Below are 15484 nucleotides of genomic sequence, written 5' to 3' on the forward strand. Positions count from 1 at the left end.
CAAACGAAAGGAGCTATAGGTTATGACGGGTTTCATCAATCTATTATTTGAATCCCCGCTCCTTCTTTTCTTGATTATTGCTGCTATTTTTTCCTTTATTCGATCCAGGTCAAGCCAGGGAGAAGAACAGCAGGAGAGGCCAGGCCGTCCTCAGCAAGCCGGAGAGGGCCAGCAGGAAGCTTCTTCGCAGCGCGGGAAGAAGGAATTGGACTGGAAAGACATTTTATTTGAAGGGGAAGAAAAAAAGTCAGACCCTCAAATGCCGGAGCGTTCAGATTCCCAGACAGAAATGCAGAAGCATTATGAAGAGGTGCGGCGCCGTCAGCGTCAGGCTGAAAAGTCTACAGCTAAGGTAAAGGAATCTCCGATTGTAAAGGGAGATATTACGAACCCTGATAACGAGGGAATAAGCCTTGACTTTAAAAATATGAATAAACAGGATGTTGTGAAAGGGATTGTCTGGTCAGAAGTACTAGGAAAACCTAAATCAAAAAAACATTCCCGTTAACCAATACTCCGGCAGCCTTTAAAGGTCTGCCGGAGTATTTATTTGACTAAAGAAGCCTTTCATAAAATTCTTTGCACGCATTATCGCTCAGTGGTAAAGTAAAGGTAGATTAGTTAATGTATATGAAGATAATGAGGAGACTGAGGCGATTGACGCAGATAAATAGAACAATAGCTATACCTGCAGAGGATGCCAATGAAGTGCAGGCATTGTTCGGCCCGAATGATAAACATCTGGAGCGGCTGGAAGCAGCTTTTCATTCGGATCTTGTAACAAGAGGTCAGGATATAATTGTTCACACTGACGAACAAACAGCTGATAAAATAGAAAAGATACTGCTGATGCTGCTTCAGCTTATCCGAAAAGGTATAAGAATACATGAAAGAGATGTGGCATATGCAGCACAGCTGGCTAAAAAAGATATGCTCGGTGAAATGGCTGATCTTTATGAAGATCAAATTACAGTTAATGTGAAGGGAAAGCCGATTCTCGCAAAGACTCTCGGACAGCGTCACTATGTTTCGTCTATCCGTAAAAACGATATAGTGTTCGGAATCGGTCCTGCCGGTACCGGTAAAACATATCTTGCGGTAGTGCTGGCTGTTCATGCTTTAAAAGAAGGTCAGGTAAAGCGTATCGTTCTTACAAGACCGGCTGTAGAGGCAGGCGAAAATCTTGGGTTTCTACCGGGTGATCTGAAAGAAAAAGTCGATCCTTACCTGCGTCCGCTGTATGATGCCCTTCATGAAGTTTTCGGGGTGGAGCACACAGCAAGGCTTGTGGAGAGAGGAACAATTGAAATTGCACCACTGGCCTATATGAGGGGCCGCACTCTCGATGATGCTTTTATTATTCTGGATGAAGCTCAGAACACGACTCCAGAGCAGGTAAAGATGTTTTTGACGAGGCTTGGTTTTGGCTCAAAAATGGTGGTGACCGGAGATTTAACCCAAATTGATCTCCCAAAAGGAAAACAGTCCGGGTTGAAAACTTCTCTTAGAATTCTAAACGACGTAGATGGTATTTCATTTATTCATCTCCAATCAGCAGATGTAGTAAGGCATTCCCTTGTTCAGCGTATAATTGATGCATACGACAGGGAAGATAAGAAAGAGGATAACAACAGTTAGACAGCGTGGATGAGTTTTTCTCATGCACGCTTTCCATTCTCTAGTTTCTCGTATTCATTCTGGTTCCAGAGTCTTTCCGCATTTGCATGAAGGCAGTCCTGGAGTTATAGTCTGCGGACGGTTGACGTTTAACGTTGCTGTATATTTACAGCCGTACGGAAAGGTGGGGGCACGTTGGCAAACAGATCTTCGATTGATCAGCATACGTGGTGGAATAAAATTAAAAACCACAGATATATCCGTTTTATTCTTTTCTGCCTGCTGGGGCTCGTTACCTTTGGGCTGTTATTTTCGAATGTTATACCGCAGACTGTAGATATTGAATCCGGCAATGTGGCTACTGACAGCATCCGTTCTCCAGTAACTGTGGAAAACAAGGCAGAAACAGAACGGCTTCAACAGGAAGCTATAGACAGCGTAGAGCCAGCTTATTCGCTGAACCCCCGCTATGCTGACAATCAGATAGAAAGACTGAATGATGTCTTCGCCTCTGTACGTCTTGTACAGCTTGAAATCCGCGACCAAAGAGGAGAACTTACAAGTATAGGTGATGGAGGCAGTGAAACGGAAGACCAGCAGCGGGTATGGTCGGAAGAGGAGCAGATACAGGAGTTAAGAGATAGAATATCACCGGAAATTGCTGAACAGCTATCTGACGATGTAATGCTGACTTTTCTGGAATCTTCTTCTGAAGAACTTCAGATAGCCCAGGAAACTTCAACAAGTGCGGTTCACGATGTAATGTCGGAAGAAGTAAGTCTTGCCCAGGTAGAAACAGCACGGGACCTCGCTGAAGAAAAAGTTAGGCTGGTCTCTGTCCGGGGCACACTGGAAGAAGCAATGGCACAGTTAACCCGTCACACTGTTACAGCCAATTTCATGATTGATGAAGACGCTACTCTTGAAGCTAGAGAAGCTGCTGCAGAAAGCGTGGAGCCTGTACTTATTAGAGAAGGCGAACTTCTCGTAGAAGAAGGTCAGGTTATCACCTCCGATGTTTACGATCAACTAACACTCGCTGGATTAACTAATGATACTTCTGTATACACTCCTTACTTCGGTCTGGCATTGTTAATTTTTCTTATGATGTTCTTATTGTCCTATTATTTAAACGATGCTAATACGACTCTGAAATCGAATAACACGCATTTGCTGCTTTTTATGCTCATTTATACTGTTACACTGTCAGTAATGAAACTCACAAGCTTTTTACAGCCTCTTGATCCTGATGGAATCGCCTACGTTGTTCCTGCAGCAGCAGGAACGATGCTTGTGTCGATGCTCCTGCAGTCAAGAGTAGCTTTATTTATGAGCTTTCTTCTTGGTATAGCAGCAGGTATCATGTTTAATTATCATACAACGGCAATCATGGACTATTCTTTTGCACTATACGTTTTTTTCAGCGGCGTGGCAGGAGTGTTTTTTCTCAGCAAATCAAACCATATTTCCAGGATGTTAAAAACAGGAACGTTAATAGCGGCTGTAAATGTTACAATAGCCTCTGCCCTGCTTTTACTTAAAGGCGTGCCTATTACGCTTGTTGAGACAGGAATTTACACAGGCTCTGCCGTAGCAGGAGGGTATATTGCAATTATTCTCGCTGTTGGTCTGCTCCCCTTTTTCGAAGCGGGATTCGGTATTTTATCTACTTCAAAACTGATTGAGCTTTCGAATCCCAACCATCCTTTGTTAAGAAAGATTCTTCTCGAAGCACCTGGAACTTATCATCACAGTGTGGTAGTAGCTAATCTAGCTGAAGGAGCTTGTGAAGCTATCGGGGCAAATGGTCTCCTCGCCCGCGTTGGAGCCTATTATCATGACATAGGAAAAACGAAAAGACCGCAGTTTTTCATCGAAAATCAAATGAGAATCAGCAATCCTCATGACAAAATAGCACCCAAAGTAAGTGCCAGTATTATAATTGCGCACCCTTATGATGGGGCAGAAATGCTTAAAAAGTACCGGCTTCCGAAAGAAATTATTGATATTGCAGAGCAGCATCATGGAACGACTCAATTGAAATATTTTTACTTTAAAGCAAGAGAAAAATCCACCGATGTGAAAGAGAGTGATTATCGTTATCCTGGACCGAAAGCACAGACGAAAGAAAGTGCTGTTTTAGGTGTAGCAGACAGCGTGGAAGCGGCAGTTCGTTCCATGCAGGCGCCGACACAGGAAAAGATAGAAGAGCTTGTAAAGAAAATCATTAACGACAGACTGGAAGACGGGCAGTTCGATGAATGTGATTTGACATTAAAAGAACTTCATACAGCCTATGTATCCATTTGTGAATCATTGAAAGGCACGTTTCATTCCCGAATTGATTATCCGGACGAAAAAGATCTTCCAAAAGTGGAGGGGGAAAACTGATGAACGAATATGAAATTGATATTACAGACGAAACAGGCCGTTTAACGGAGGAACAATTGAACTTAGTAAGCGAAGTACTTCAAACAGCTTTCATCAGGGAGGGAAAACTCCCAGGAGCTGAAGTGTCGGTTACGTTTGTCAGAGACGAAAATATTCAAACGCTGAACAGAGACTATCGAAATAAAAATCAGGTAACTGACGTACTTTCTTTTGCGCTCAATGAGGGTGACGAAGAGATTGTCGGAGCCGATATACCGGATGTGATGGGGGATATTATTATTTCTGCAGATCGTGCAGAAGCTCAGGCCGAAGAATATGGACATTCATTTGAACGAGAAATTTGCTTCCTTGCAGTTCATGGATTTCTGCATTTAAGCGGCTACGTGCATGAGAGTGAGACAGAAGAAAAAGAAATGTTCACCAGGCAGGAAGAGATTCTGAGGACCCATGGAATCGAAAAATAGACCAGGGTATATCTCATGGAGCCGCTTAAAGAAAAGTTTCCACTATGCCTCGGCAGGTATAATTTTCGCCTGGAAAAATGAACAGAATTTCCGTATTCACCTTACTGCAGCCATTCTCGTGTTCATTGCAGCTCAATTGCTTAATGTTCCTCCGGTGGAACAGGCAGTGCTTGCTGTAGCGATAGGAGCAGTTCTTTGTCTGGAACTGCTTAATACATCAATCGAACATATCACGGATTTTATTATTCAGACGTATGATGAGCGTGCAAAAATAATAAAGGACACGGCAGCTGGAGCGGTGCTTGTGTTTTCATTGACCGCTGCCATAGTGGGAATTATTATTTTGCTTCCTAAATTTATACATATTTTTTATTAGAAAAGGCGGTGCTGAAATGACATCTAAAGAATCTTTATTAAAACAAGCTGTAAACGCCCGAAAGAACGCCTATGTACCTTACTCAAATTTTCCGGTAGGAGCAGCTCTTCAGGCTGAAAACGGGGAAGTTTTTACAGGCTGCAATATCGAAAATGCTGCATACAGTATGTGTAACTGCGGAGAGAGGACAGCGATTTTTAAAGCCGTTTCTGAAGGCGTTAGAGAATTTAGTGCGATAGCTGTATGTGCAGATACAGAAGGGCCTGTATCTCCGTGTGGAGCATGCAGGCAGGTCATGGCTGAATTACTTCAGCAGAATACAATAGTATACCTTACCAACCTTAAAGGTGATGTAGAAGAAACGACAGTGGCTTCATTACTTCCTGGTGCCTTTTCGAAGGAGGATCTTCATGGATAATGAAAACTATAAATCCGGATTCGTCGCTTTAATCGGCAGGCCGAATGTAGGGAAGTCAACATTGCTTAATCAGCTGTTGGGCCAGAAGATTGCTATTATGAGCGACAAGCCGCAGACTACTCGAAACCGGGTACAGGGAGTATACACAGAAGAGAGAGGTCAGATTGTTTTTATTGATACTCCGGGTATTCACAAGCCGAAGCACAGACTTGGTGATTTTATGTCGAAGGTAGCTCAGACTACCCTCCGTGAAGTTGATCTTGTTTTATTTCTAGTGGATGCAAAAGAAGGCAAAGGAGCAGGGGACAACTTTATTATTGAACGTTTAAAAGGAGTGGACACACCGGTATTTTTAATTTTAAATAAAATCGATGAAATCCACCCCGATGAACTTCTGCCTCTAATAGCGTCCTACCAGAAAGAGTTTAATTTTGATGAAGTAATTCCAGTATCAGCTTTAGAAGGAAACAATGTGCCTACGCTTGTAGATCAGGCTTTTAACCGTCTTGAAGACGGCCCTCAGTTTTACCCTGACGATCACATAACAGATCACCCGGAAAGGTTTTTAATGTCAGAAATGATTCGTGAAAAAGCCCTTCATTTAACGAGAGAAGAAATTCCTCATTCTTTAGCCGTTGAAATTGAGCAGATCAAACCGCGGGAAAACAGCGATACGGTCTACGTAGGCGCGGTTATTGTGGTGGAAAGAAGTTCTCAAAAAGGGATAATTATCGGCAGGCAGGGTAAGATGCTTAAAGAAATAGGGCAGCTTGCACGCGAAGATATTCAAAATATGCTTGGAACGAAAATATTTCTGGAATTATGGGTTAAAGTAGAAAAAGACTGGCGTAATAAACCGAAATACCTGAAGGAATTCGGTTATGATCAGGATGAGTATTAACTCATTCAGGGCGGAGGAGTGCAGATGCTTCAAAAAGTCGAAGGAATTGTTCTGCGTACCACCGATTATGGAGAAACTAATAAAATAATAACGATCTATTCCAGGGAAAACGGAAAAACGGCGCTCATGGCCCGTGGGGCTAAGAAAACCAAAAGCCGCTTTTCTTCAGCTACCCAGCCGTTTGTGTTTGGAGTTTTTATTTTTTACCAGTCCAAGGGGATGGGCAGCTTAAACCAGGCGGACATCGTTGATTCGTTTCGCTACATCAGAAGTGATCTGATGAAAACCGCCTACGCTTCATATGCGGTGGAACTGCTCGACAAACTTACGGAGGATAAAGAACCGAACCGGCCGTTATTTGACCTGCTGTTTCAGATATTTGATCATATAAATAAAGGAGATGATCCGGAAGTTCTGATTCGGCTTTTCGAAACAAAAATGCTTTATCTATCCGGAGCTCCACCGGAACTTCGGGCATGTGTAAACTGCGGAAATATGGATAATATAGCCGTTTTTTCACTATCCTACGGAGGAGTATTGTGCAGCGAATGTGCAAATATGGAAACCAGGCCGGTTCCTGCAGGAGCACACACGCTTAAACTCCTTAAGCTCTTTCAGCAGATTAATCCCTCCCGAATTGGAACAATTAAGGTGAAAAAGGAAACGAAAGACGAAATGAAAGTTTTACTGGAAGCCTATTATGAAGAATATGTCGGGGTCTATATAAAAGCGAAAAGATTTATAAAACAAATGGAAGAGCTTGAACAGAGAAATGTTGACACGGATTAAATTTTTGCGTAAGATTTAATCACACATAAAAGCTGTGTTGAGGATGAGTAGTACCTGAAATAAGTTTCTGCAGAAAGCGAGTCCGGGACGGTGGGAGCCGGATGGAATTTATTCAGGGAAGGCGCTTCGGAGCAGTAAGTTCGAAAGAGGTGTCATAATAGGCACAAATAGGGTGGAACCGCGGGTAACTCTCGTCCCTATATCTTGACTCAAGATATAGCGGCGGGAGTTTTTTGCTGTGAAATTGAGACATTAATATACGGAGGGATCGATCATATGAATGTACAGGAAATGATTCTAACACTGCAGGATTTCTGGGGGAAACAAAACTGCCTTCTGCTTCAACCTTATGATGTTGAAAAAGGGGCGGGAACGATGAATCCTATGACATTTTTAAAAAGTATCGGGCCTGAACCCTGGAATGTCGCCTACGTAGAGCCTTCAAGACGCCCTGCAGACGGAAGGTATGGAGAAAACCCAAACCGTCTTTATCAGCATCATCAGTTCCAGGTAATTATGAAGCCTTCCCCCGATAATATTCAGGAACTCTATCTGGAAAGCCTTCAAAAATTAGGAATTAATCCCGATGAACATGACATTCGCTTTGTAGAAGACAACTGGGAGGCTCCTACTCTTGCCGCCTGGGGACTCGGCTGGGAAGTCTGGCTTGACGGAATGGAAATAACGCAGTTTACCTATTTTCAGCAGGTCGGCGGTCTGGAAGCCGATCCTGTCTCAGTAGAAATCACTTACGGAATAGAACGGCTGGCCTCCTACATTCAGGATAAAGAGAACGTCTACGATTTGGAATGGGTGGGAGATTTCACGTACGGAGATGTTTTCCGGCAGAACGAATATGAGCAGTCAAAATATGCATTTGAAGTAGCAGATCGGGAGATGCTCTTTCAACTATTCGCAACGTATGAAAAAGAAGCGAAAAGAGCTCTGGACGCAGGGCTCGTGATCCCATCTTATGATTACGTCCTGAAATGTTCGCATGTGTTTAACCTGCTCGACGCTCAGGGAGCGATATCTGTAACAGAAAGAACAGGCTATATCGGCCGGGTAAGAAATCTGGCGAGAAACTGTGCGAAAACCTATTATGAATCCCGGGAAGCACTTGGTTTTCCTATGTTGAAGGAGGCAGAAATTCATGAATAAAAGAACTCTTTTGCTGGAAATTGGTTTAGAGGAAATGCCGGCAAGGTTTGTAACAAATGCAATGAATGAACTGGCGGAAAAAATCGGCAGATGGATGAAAGATCATCGTGTGGAATTTGAAGAAATTACCCGTTTTTCCACACCACGCCGCCTTGCAGTTCAGATTACCGGTATCAATGAGCAGCAGACAGATGTGGCAGAAGAAGCAAAAGGACCTTCTGAGAAAATTGCGGTAAAAGATAACGAATGGACTAAGGCAGCTTTAGGATTTGCCCGCGGACAGGGAGTGTCGGTCGATAAGCTGTATATTAAAGAATTAAAGGGCGAAAATTATGTTTATGCTAAAAAGTTTGTCCAGGGCGAACCTGTAATTACGCTTCTGCCACAGTTGAAAGAAGTCATGCTGCAGCTTACTTTCCCTAAAAATATGCGATGGGGCGCTTATGATATAAAATACGTGCGTCCTGTAAAGTGGATTACTGCTCTTTTCGGCAGCGAAATCATTCCGTTTGAAGTAACGAACGTAGCTTCCGGCAGAACGACATGGGGACACCGTTTTTTGGGGTCCTCTGCAGAGCTGCATGAAGCAGAGGAATATAAAACTACACTTCTTTCCCAGCATGTTATTGCGGACCCTGAAGAGCGTAAAATGGCGATAAAACAGCAGATAGAGGAAATTGCAGCGAATGAAAATTGGAATATACCGGTGAATGAAGGACTGCTCGAGGAAGTTAACAATCTGGTTGAGTATCCAACTGCTCTTTACGGTTCTTTTGATGAAAGCTTTCTGGACGTGCCGGAAGAGGTCCTCGTCACCTCCATGCGTGAACACCAGCGGTATTTCCCGGTTATGAATCAGGAGAAAAAGCTGCTCCCGTATTTTATAACTGTTCGCAACGGAGATCACCGGCATCTGGAAAACGTTCAAAAAGGAAATGAAAAAGTATTAAGAGCGCGCCTTGCGGACGCTGAATTCTTTTTTAAAGAAGACAAAAAACAGTCACTTGAAGAACGTCTGCCAAAACTGAAGACGATAGTCTACCATGAAGAACTCGGTTCCATTGCAGATAAAGTAGAGCGGATTAAAACGTTCACTGAACTTTTATCCTCAAAAACGGCAGCTTCAGAAAAAGTGAAACAGTCGGCACTGCGCGCAGCAAAGCTTTCAAAAGCAGACCTCGTGACACATATGGTAGACGAGTTCCCGGAACTTGAAGGCAGAATGGGAGAATATTATGCTCTTCATGATGGAGAAGATAAAGAAACGTCAGAAGCAATAAGAGAACATTACCTCCCTAAGCAGGCTGGAGATACACCTCCGCAATCAGCATCAGGAAGCCTTGTCAGTGTCGCTGACAAGCTGGACACTCTTGTTACGAGCTTCGGAATTGGCAGCATACCTACGGGGTCCCAGGATCCGCATGGGCTCCGCCGGCAGACTGCAGCCATTCTTCAGACCTATCTTGTCTCAGGCTGGAATTTTAACCTGTTTGAAGTTATTGAAGAGGCTGTTGATCATATCAGCAGTCTAGGTCTATTGAAAGAGGATAAAAAAGACGTAATGAGCAGTTTAAAAGAGTTTTTTGAACTTCGATACAAAAATCTGCTTAAAGATCGCGGGATTCGGTATGATGTGGCAGAGGCAGTGATGGAATCAGGATTTTCATACCCAGGCGAAGTTGTTGAAAAGTCCTCTTTCCTCATGAATCAGCTGTCAGAAGCCTCCTTTAAAAAAGAAGTGGAAGCTTTCAGCCGGGTGACGAATATCGCTCAGAAATTAGAAGGCCCCTTCTCCGATGTTAAAAAGGAACTCTTTGAAAAAGCAGAAGAAAAAGATATTTATGAAGCTGTGGCCGAAGCTCGTGAAGAAACAGCAGTCCTGCTTGAAAATGAAGAGATTGAACGTGCTTATGAAACTCTGAAAAGGCTTGTCCCGTATATTCATAATTATTTCGATAATATTATGGTCATGTCGGATGATAAAGATATAAAAGCTAACCGACTTAACCAAATGAAACAGGCTTCAGCTTTGATTCGTTCTTTTGCAGATTTTCAAAAAATAGTTTTCCACTCATAAAAGAACAGCACGTACCTGTGCGTACGTAAAGGCGGTGAATAATGTGGAATTATCAAAAAGGCAGCAGCGAATTGTAGAAATAGTGAAGGGAAAAGGGCCAATAACCGGAGAGCAGATTGCTGATATTCTGGAACTGACTCGGGCTACACTTCGACCTGATCTCACCGTACTGACGATGTCCGGTTATTTAGATGCACGGCCAAGAGTAGGCTATTATTATACAGGGAAAACAGGAGGACAGCTTTTTCAGGAAAGAATGCTGAAAATGCGCGTAAAGGATTTTCAGTCGATCCCTGTAGTTATCCCGGAAAGTGCCTCTGTTTATGATGCAATATGCTCGATGTTTTTGGAAGATGTAGGAACCCTCTTTGTCGTTAACGGCCGCAGTAAATTAATCGGTATTGTTTCCAGGAAGGACCTTCTCCGGGCAAGCATGGGAAAACAGGAGCTGGAAGCCCTTCCTGTCAGTATTATCATGACGCGGATGCCTAATGTGACCATGTGCGCTCCAGATGACTCTATGCTTGAAGTCGCTAATAAATTAATAAGCAAACAGATAGATGGACTACCCGTTGTAAAAAAAGATTCAAATGGAGAATATGATGTGATAGGCAGACTGACGAAAACAAACATTACCAAAGCATTCGTCTTCATGGGGACAGAAGAACAAGCTAAATAATGAAAGGAGCAAAATGCATGTCTCAAAAGCAGGATCATGTTACAGTATATGTGTTGTCAGATTCCGTAGGAGAAACGGCGGAATTAGTTGTCAAAGCTGCCATCAGCCAATTTGATGAGGCGAAAACGACGATCCGCAGAATTCCTTACGTTGAAGATACCGGCACTGTAGATGAAGTCATAGCCGAAGCAAAAGACAATAAAGGCATGATAGCTTTTACTGTCGTCCTTCCTGAAATACGTAACTATATTATCACCAGAGCTCGGGAAGAAGCACTGCCTATTTATGATATTCTAAGTCCATTATTAACAATTATGGAAGACAGGCTTCAGGAACCGCCTAAAAATGAATCAGGATTAATTCACACCCTTGATGAAGATTACTTTCGAAAAGTCGAAGCGATTGAATTCGCTGTTAAATATGATGATGGGAGAGATCCCAGGGGTATTATGAGGGCTGATGTTGTTTTAGTGGGTGTCTCCCGCACTTCGAAAACCCCGCTGTCCCAGTATCTGGCTCATAAACGACTAAAAGTAGCAAACGTCCCCCTTGTGCCCGAAGTGGAACCTCCGGAGGAACTGTTTTCTATTAGTTCAGATAGAGTTATCGGCCTGAAAATCAGTCCGGAAAAGCTGAATGGTATACGTACAGAGCGTCTTAAAGCTCTTGGTCTGAAAGCCGAAGCCAATTATGCCACTATGCAGCGGATCGAAGAAGAGCTTGTCTACTCTGAGCAGACAATGAAGCGCCTCGGGTGCAGAGTAATAGATGTGTCGGCTAAAGCTGTGGAAGAAACAGCAAATATTATTTTTCAGCTTGTGCAGAGTGAACAGGAAGAAAAAAGCTAATTTTTTAAGGAGCCTATCAGCGGGAATACTGGTAGGCTCTGCCAATGTACAGACGATTCATTTGCATCATTAGAAATTGACACTGTGCAGAAGCTTCATTTTAGATTATAATGAAATATTGTGGAGAAAAATTATTTATATAAAATAATTATAATCAGCAGGATTTTTAATAATTAACAAGAATAATAATTATACGGAGAAAAAAATGCTTACTATTTTTATTGATGCCGATGCCAGCCCGGTAGTGAACGAGGTTTTGACCTTGCGGAAGAAGCTCAATGTAAACGTAATCCTTGTTCATTCCCGCTCTCATATGAGGCGGGAAAAGATGCCTGATGATGTAAAATCAATTATAGTTGAAGATGGTCGCGACGCTGCAGATTATGAAATCGCCGGCAGAGTGACAAAGGGTGATATTGTTATTACCGAAGACCTCGGCTTAACTGCTATAGTTCTGGCTAAACAAGCTGTGGTGATAAATTCCTTTGGCAAAAAAATTGATCAGATGCAAATGGACAGTTTACTGGAAGTCCGCCACGCTGCACAGAAAATGCGCCGCAGCGGAAAGAATACGAAAGGTCCCAAAAAAAGAAGGCAGCAGGATCAGGAGCAGTTTATAAAAGGGCTTCGGGAAGTTGTTGAGCTTCTTACATAATGAGGATTTTTCTTTCTATAAGGTTGGTGACATAAAGTGAGTCAGCGTATACCGGAAGATGTTGTTGATGCTGTCCGCCGGGAGCTGGATATCGTAGACGTAATAAGTGAATATATGCAGTTAAAAAAACAAGGGCGCAATTTCACCGGATTGTGCCCCTTTCATGGGGAAAAAACTCCCTCATTCTCTGTATCCCAGGACAAACAACTTTACCATTGTTTCGGATGTGGAGCAGGAGGGAATGTGTTTTCTTTTGTTATGGAATACGAAGGATTCAGCTTTCTTGAAACTGTCCAAAAACTGGCCTCGAAGACTTCTGTCGAGATTCCGGAAATTTCAAGTCAGGAAACGGCAGTTGAAAAAGAGGAAAATACTTCATGGTATGAAGGTCATGATCTGGCTATGAAAATGTATCATCATTTGCTGGTCTCTTCTCCTGAAGGAAAACGAGCCCGCGAGTATCTCAGAAAGCGTGGATTTACTAAGGAAATGATTGACCGCTTTCAGATTGGCTACGCCCCTGATTCCTGGTCATTTTTGACTGAATTTCTTAAAAAAAGAAATTTTAGTACAGAAGATATGGCTGAATGTGGTCTTCTGGCCTCCCGGGAAAGCGACGGTCGTGCTTTTGACCGTTTCCGTGATCGAATAATGTTTCCCATATGGGATAAACGTGGTAAAGTGATAGCTTTTGGAGGAAGAGTTCTGGATCCTGAAGGAAAGCCAAAATATTTAAACAGTCCCGAATCGGAAGTTTTCAATAAAAGCAGACTTCTTTATTATTTTAATGGAGCAAGACCGGCAATTAAAAGAAAAAATGAAGCCGTGCTCTTCGAAGGCTACGTAGATGTTATTTCAGCGTATCGTGCGGGTATAGAACATGGAGTAGGTGCTCTTGGTACGGCCCTTTCAGAAGAGCAGGCCAGGATGATTCGCCGCAACGCGGATAAAGTTATTTTGTGCTACGACGGAGACAAAGCGGGTCAGCAGGCATCCTGGAAAAATGCAGAACTGTTAATCAAAGCAGGATTGAATGTCAATATCGCAGTAATGCCCGACAATTGTGATCCTGATGATTATATAAAAGAATACGGTGCGGAGCGTTTTGTTCATACGGTTATCGGACAGCCGCAGACGCTGATGGAATTTAAATCTGCTTTTCTGCGCCGTGATAAAAACATGAGTCTCGAGACGGATCAGCTCCAGTATGTAGAAGAAATGCTCGTGGAAATAAGCCGGCTTCCCAAAGCATTAGAGCGAGATCATTATCTAAAACAGCTGGAAGAGGAGTTTTCTCTGTCTTATGATGTTTTAAAGCAGGAAATGCAGGAACACGTCCAGAATAGTGTACAAGCACGGACAAAACAGCAGAATCAGCTGCAGCGTAAAGAAACTGTAAAGCAGGTAAAGCGGATGATGTCTGCTGGAGAAAAAGCGGAAAGCGACTTAATAGCTGCTATGCTGCATTCAAAAGAAGTGACCGAAGAAATCGAACTTCGAATCGGCTCCGCTTTTCAGCATGAAACCTATCAGGCTCTTGCCGCCTTATTGTACAGTTATTATGCTGCCGGCCATGAGAGCGATCCGTCTGCCTTTCTGGAAACTGTCCACGATGCTGAACTGAAGCAGACTGCAGCCGCTCTTGCAATGAAGCAAGTTCATTTGGACTTGTCTGAGCAAGTGCTGGATGATTACGCCAGGCAGATTATGCACCGTGCGCCTGCTAAGAAACAAATACAGGAGCTTCAGCAGCTTATGAAACAAACATCCGATGTCGAAGAACTAAAAGCTTATGCATCAAAAATGCTCGAGATTAAAGCCAAAATGCAGTGAAGATGGCATCGGCATAAAGCTCGTCGATTATGAGGAAGGAGGGATCGCATGGCAGAGAAACCAATCCGCCCGCTGGCGGAAGGTGATTTAACCATCGATCAGGTAAAAGAACAATTATTAGAATCCGGGAAAAAAAGAGGTTCTTTGACATACGCTGAAATTACGGAGCGCTTAGGAGCTTTTGATCAGGATTCCGAACAAATGGATGAATTTTTCGAATACCTTGGTGAGCAGGGTGTTGAAATCATCAATGAAAGTGAAGCTGTACCGAGTATGCAGCAGGTGGAAAAAGAAGCAGAATTTGACTTAAATGATTTAAGCGTACCTCCGGGAATTAAAATTAATGATCCCGTTCGTATGTATTTAAAAGAAATCGGCAGAGTTCCCCTCCTGTCTGCTAAAGAGGAAATAGATCTTGCCAAACGTATTGAGGACGGCGATGAAGAAGCGAAAAGACGTCTTGCTGAAGCTAACCTTCGTCTCGTAGTCAGTATTGCTAAAAGGTACGTAGGCCGGGGAATGCTCTTTCTTGACCTGATTCAGGAAGGGAACATGGGACTTATTAAAGCAGTTGAAAAATTTGATTACAATAAAGGTTATAAATTCAGTACGTATGCGACATGGTGGATACGTCAGGCTATTACACGCGCCATTGCCGATCAGGCAAGGACGATTCGTATTCCGGTGCACATGGTGGAAACGATTAACAAACTAATCCGTGTTCAAAGGCAGCTGCTCCAGGATTTAGGACGGGAGCCTACCCCGGAAGAAGTTTCGAAGGAAATGGATCTGACCCCGGATAAGGTTCGAGAAATTCTGAAAATTGCTCAGGAGCCTGTATCATTGGAAACACCGATTGGAGAAGAAGATGACTCTCATCTTGGTGATTTCATCGAAGATCAGGAAGCTCTCGCGCCATCCGATGCAGCAGCTTATGAATTATTGAAAGAACAACTGGAGGATGTACTGGATACTCTTACAGACAGGGAAGAAAATGTACTTCGTTTAAGATTCGGTCTCGACGATGGAAGAACGAGAACGTTAGAAGAAGTAGGAAAAGTTTTTGGGGTAACCCGTGAACGCATTCGTCAGATTGAAGCAAAAGCTCTTCGAAAGCTGAGACATCCGAGCCGCAGCAAACGATTGAAAGACTTTCTTGAATAGTTAATTCTTCTGGCCGTTCATCAGCGGCCAGATTTTTTACATATGTTTTACTGGTTGCTTTGAGGCAGATTGATTGAGGTATTAAGCAGAAGAGACAGGCAGCTTTTTTTC

The 15484-nt window shown here is 43.1% G+C and carries 15 protein-coding genes; all 15 read left to right on the forward strand.

Annotation, left to right across the window (positions count from 1 at the left end; all coding sequences use genetic code 11):
* Window positions 1-22 precede the first annotated feature (22 nt).
* The 15 genes from FTX54_RS06980 (at window position 23) to rpoD (ending at window position 15373) form a co-directional block, all read left to right on the forward strand.
* A complete protein-coding gene (locus tag FTX54_RS06980) occupies window positions 23-508 on the forward strand; it encodes a hypothetical protein (RefSeq protein WP_147802945.1) in 486 nt (161 codons plus the stop codon).
* Window positions 509-657: 149 nt separating this feature from the next.
* Window positions 658-1638, forward strand: coding sequence for a PhoH family protein (locus tag FTX54_RS06985; protein WP_246125569.1), 981 nt, complete (start codon window positions 658-660; stop codon window positions 1636-1638).
* A gap of 174 nt (window positions 1639-1812) precedes the next feature.
* Entirely contained in the window at window positions 1813-4008 is a 2196-nt protein-coding gene (locus tag FTX54_RS06990; RefSeq protein ID WP_147802944.1) for an HD family phosphohydrolase, read from the forward strand.
* A complete protein-coding gene (ybeY, locus tag FTX54_RS06995) occupies window positions 4008-4472 on the forward strand; it encodes an rRNA maturation RNase YbeY (protein ID WP_147802943.1) in 465 nt (154 codons plus the stop codon). Before FTX54_RS06990 ends, ybeY begins: the two co-directional genes overlap by 1 nt.
* Window positions 4456-4848: a diacylglycerol kinase family protein gene (locus tag FTX54_RS07000; protein WP_147802942.1), complete on the forward strand. Its 393-nt coding sequence runs from the start codon at window positions 4456-4458 to the stop codon at window positions 4846-4848. Before ybeY ends, FTX54_RS07000 begins: the two co-directional genes overlap by 17 nt.
* A gap of 16 nt (window positions 4849-4864) precedes the next feature.
* Window positions 4865-5266: a cytidine deaminase gene (locus FTX54_RS07005; RefSeq protein ID WP_147802941.1), complete on the forward strand. Its 402-nt coding sequence runs from the start codon at window positions 4865-4867 to the stop codon at window positions 5264-5266.
* The gene (gene era / locus FTX54_RS07010; protein WP_147802940.1) at window positions 5259-6167 is read left to right on the forward strand and encodes a GTPase Era; all 909 of its coding nucleotides are present in this window, start codon (window positions 5259-5261) and stop codon (window positions 6165-6167) included. Before FTX54_RS07005 ends, era begins: the two co-directional genes overlap by 8 nt.
* Before the next feature lie 24 nt (window positions 6168-6191).
* The gene (gene recO, locus FTX54_RS07015; RefSeq protein ID WP_147802939.1) at window positions 6192-6956 is read left to right on the forward strand and encodes a DNA repair protein RecO; all 765 of its coding nucleotides are present in this window, start codon (window positions 6192-6194) and stop codon (window positions 6954-6956) included.
* Window positions 6957-7232: 276 nt separating this feature from the next.
* Window positions 7233-8117 carry a glycine--tRNA ligase subunit alpha gene (gene glyQ / locus FTX54_RS07020; protein ID WP_147802938.1) on the forward strand — a complete coding sequence of 295 codons (885 nt, stop codon included), beginning with the start codon at window positions 7233-7235 and terminating at the stop codon, window positions 8115-8117.
* Window positions 8110-10194 (forward strand): glycine--tRNA ligase subunit beta, encoded by a 2085-nt coding sequence (gene glyS / locus FTX54_RS07025; protein WP_147802937.1) that lies wholly within the window; start codon window positions 8110-8112, stop codon window positions 10192-10194. The genes glyQ and glyS overlap by 8 nt, the downstream gene beginning before the upstream one ends.
* Window positions 10195-10228: 34 nt before the next feature.
* The gene (locus FTX54_RS07030) at window positions 10229-10873 is read left to right on the forward strand and encodes a helix-turn-helix transcriptional regulator (RefSeq protein ID WP_147802936.1); all 645 of its coding nucleotides are present in this window, start codon (window positions 10229-10231) and stop codon (window positions 10871-10873) included.
* A gap of 17 nt (window positions 10874-10890) precedes the next feature.
* Window positions 10891-11721 (forward strand): pyruvate, water dikinase regulatory protein, encoded by an 831-nt coding sequence (locus FTX54_RS07035; RefSeq protein ID WP_147802935.1) that lies wholly within the window; start codon window positions 10891-10893, stop codon window positions 11719-11721.
* A gap of 205 nt (window positions 11722-11926) precedes the next feature.
* Window positions 11927-12376, forward strand: coding sequence for a YaiI/YqxD family protein (locus FTX54_RS07040; protein ID WP_147802934.1), 450 nt, complete (start codon window positions 11927-11929; stop codon window positions 12374-12376).
* Between the two features lie 36 nt (window positions 12377-12412).
* Window positions 12413-14209: a DNA primase gene (gene dnaG, locus FTX54_RS07045; RefSeq protein ID WP_147802933.1), complete on the forward strand. Its 1797-nt coding sequence runs from the start codon at window positions 12413-12415 to the stop codon at window positions 14207-14209.
* 48 nt (window positions 14210-14257) lie between these two features.
* A complete protein-coding gene (rpoD, locus tag FTX54_RS07050; RefSeq protein ID WP_147802932.1) occupies window positions 14258-15373 on the forward strand; it encodes an RNA polymerase sigma factor RpoD in 1116 nt (371 codons plus the stop codon).
* Window positions 15374-15484 lie beyond the last annotated feature (111 nt).

Origin of the sequence: Alkalicoccus halolimnae (assembly GCF_008014775.2) — a bacterium.
Lineage (GTDB): Bacteria > Bacillota > Bacilli > Bacillales > Salisediminibacteriaceae > Alkalicoccus > Alkalicoccus halolimnae.

What these genes read in the sequence shown, in the direction of transcription:
- FTX54_RS07005 (WP_147802941.1), top strand. Translation starts at nt 4,865, where the DNA reads ATGACATCTAAAGAATCTTTATTAAAACAAGCTGTAAACGCCCGAAAG.
- FTX54_RS06980 (WP_147802945.1), top strand. Translation starts at nt 23, where the DNA reads ATGACGGGTTTCATCAATCTATTATTTGAATCCCCGCTCCTTCTTTTC.
- FTX54_RS07035 (WP_147802935.1), top strand. Translation starts at nt 10,891, where the DNA reads ATGTCTCAAAAGCAGGATCATGTTACAGTATATGTGTTGTCAGATTCC.
- FTX54_RS07040 (WP_147802934.1), top strand. Translation starts at nt 11,927, where the DNA reads ATGCTTACTATTTTTATTGATGCCGATGCCAGCCCGGTAGTGAACGAG.
- FTX54_RS07000 (WP_147802942.1), top strand. Translation starts at nt 4,456, where the DNA reads ATGGAATCGAAAAATAGACCAGGGTATATCTCATGGAGCCGCTTAAAG.
- era (WP_147802940.1), top strand. Translation starts at nt 5,259, where the DNA reads ATGGATAATGAAAACTATAAATCCGGATTCGTCGCTTTAATCGGCAGG.
- rpoD (WP_147802932.1), top strand. Translation starts at nt 14,258, where the DNA reads ATGGCAGAGAAACCAATCCGCCCGCTGGCGGAAGGTGATTTAACCATC.
- recO (WP_147802939.1), top strand. Translation starts at nt 6,192, where the DNA reads ATGCTTCAAAAAGTCGAAGGAATTGTTCTGCGTACCACCGATTATGGA.
- glyS (WP_147802937.1), top strand. Translation starts at nt 8,110, where the DNA reads ATGAATAAAAGAACTCTTTTGCTGGAAATTGGTTTAGAGGAAATGCCG.
- glyQ (WP_147802938.1), top strand. Translation starts at nt 7,233, where the DNA reads ATGAATGTACAGGAAATGATTCTAACACTGCAGGATTTCTGGGGGAAA.
- ybeY (WP_147802943.1), top strand. Translation starts at nt 4,008, where the DNA reads ATGAACGAATATGAAATTGATATTACAGACGAAACAGGCCGTTTAACG.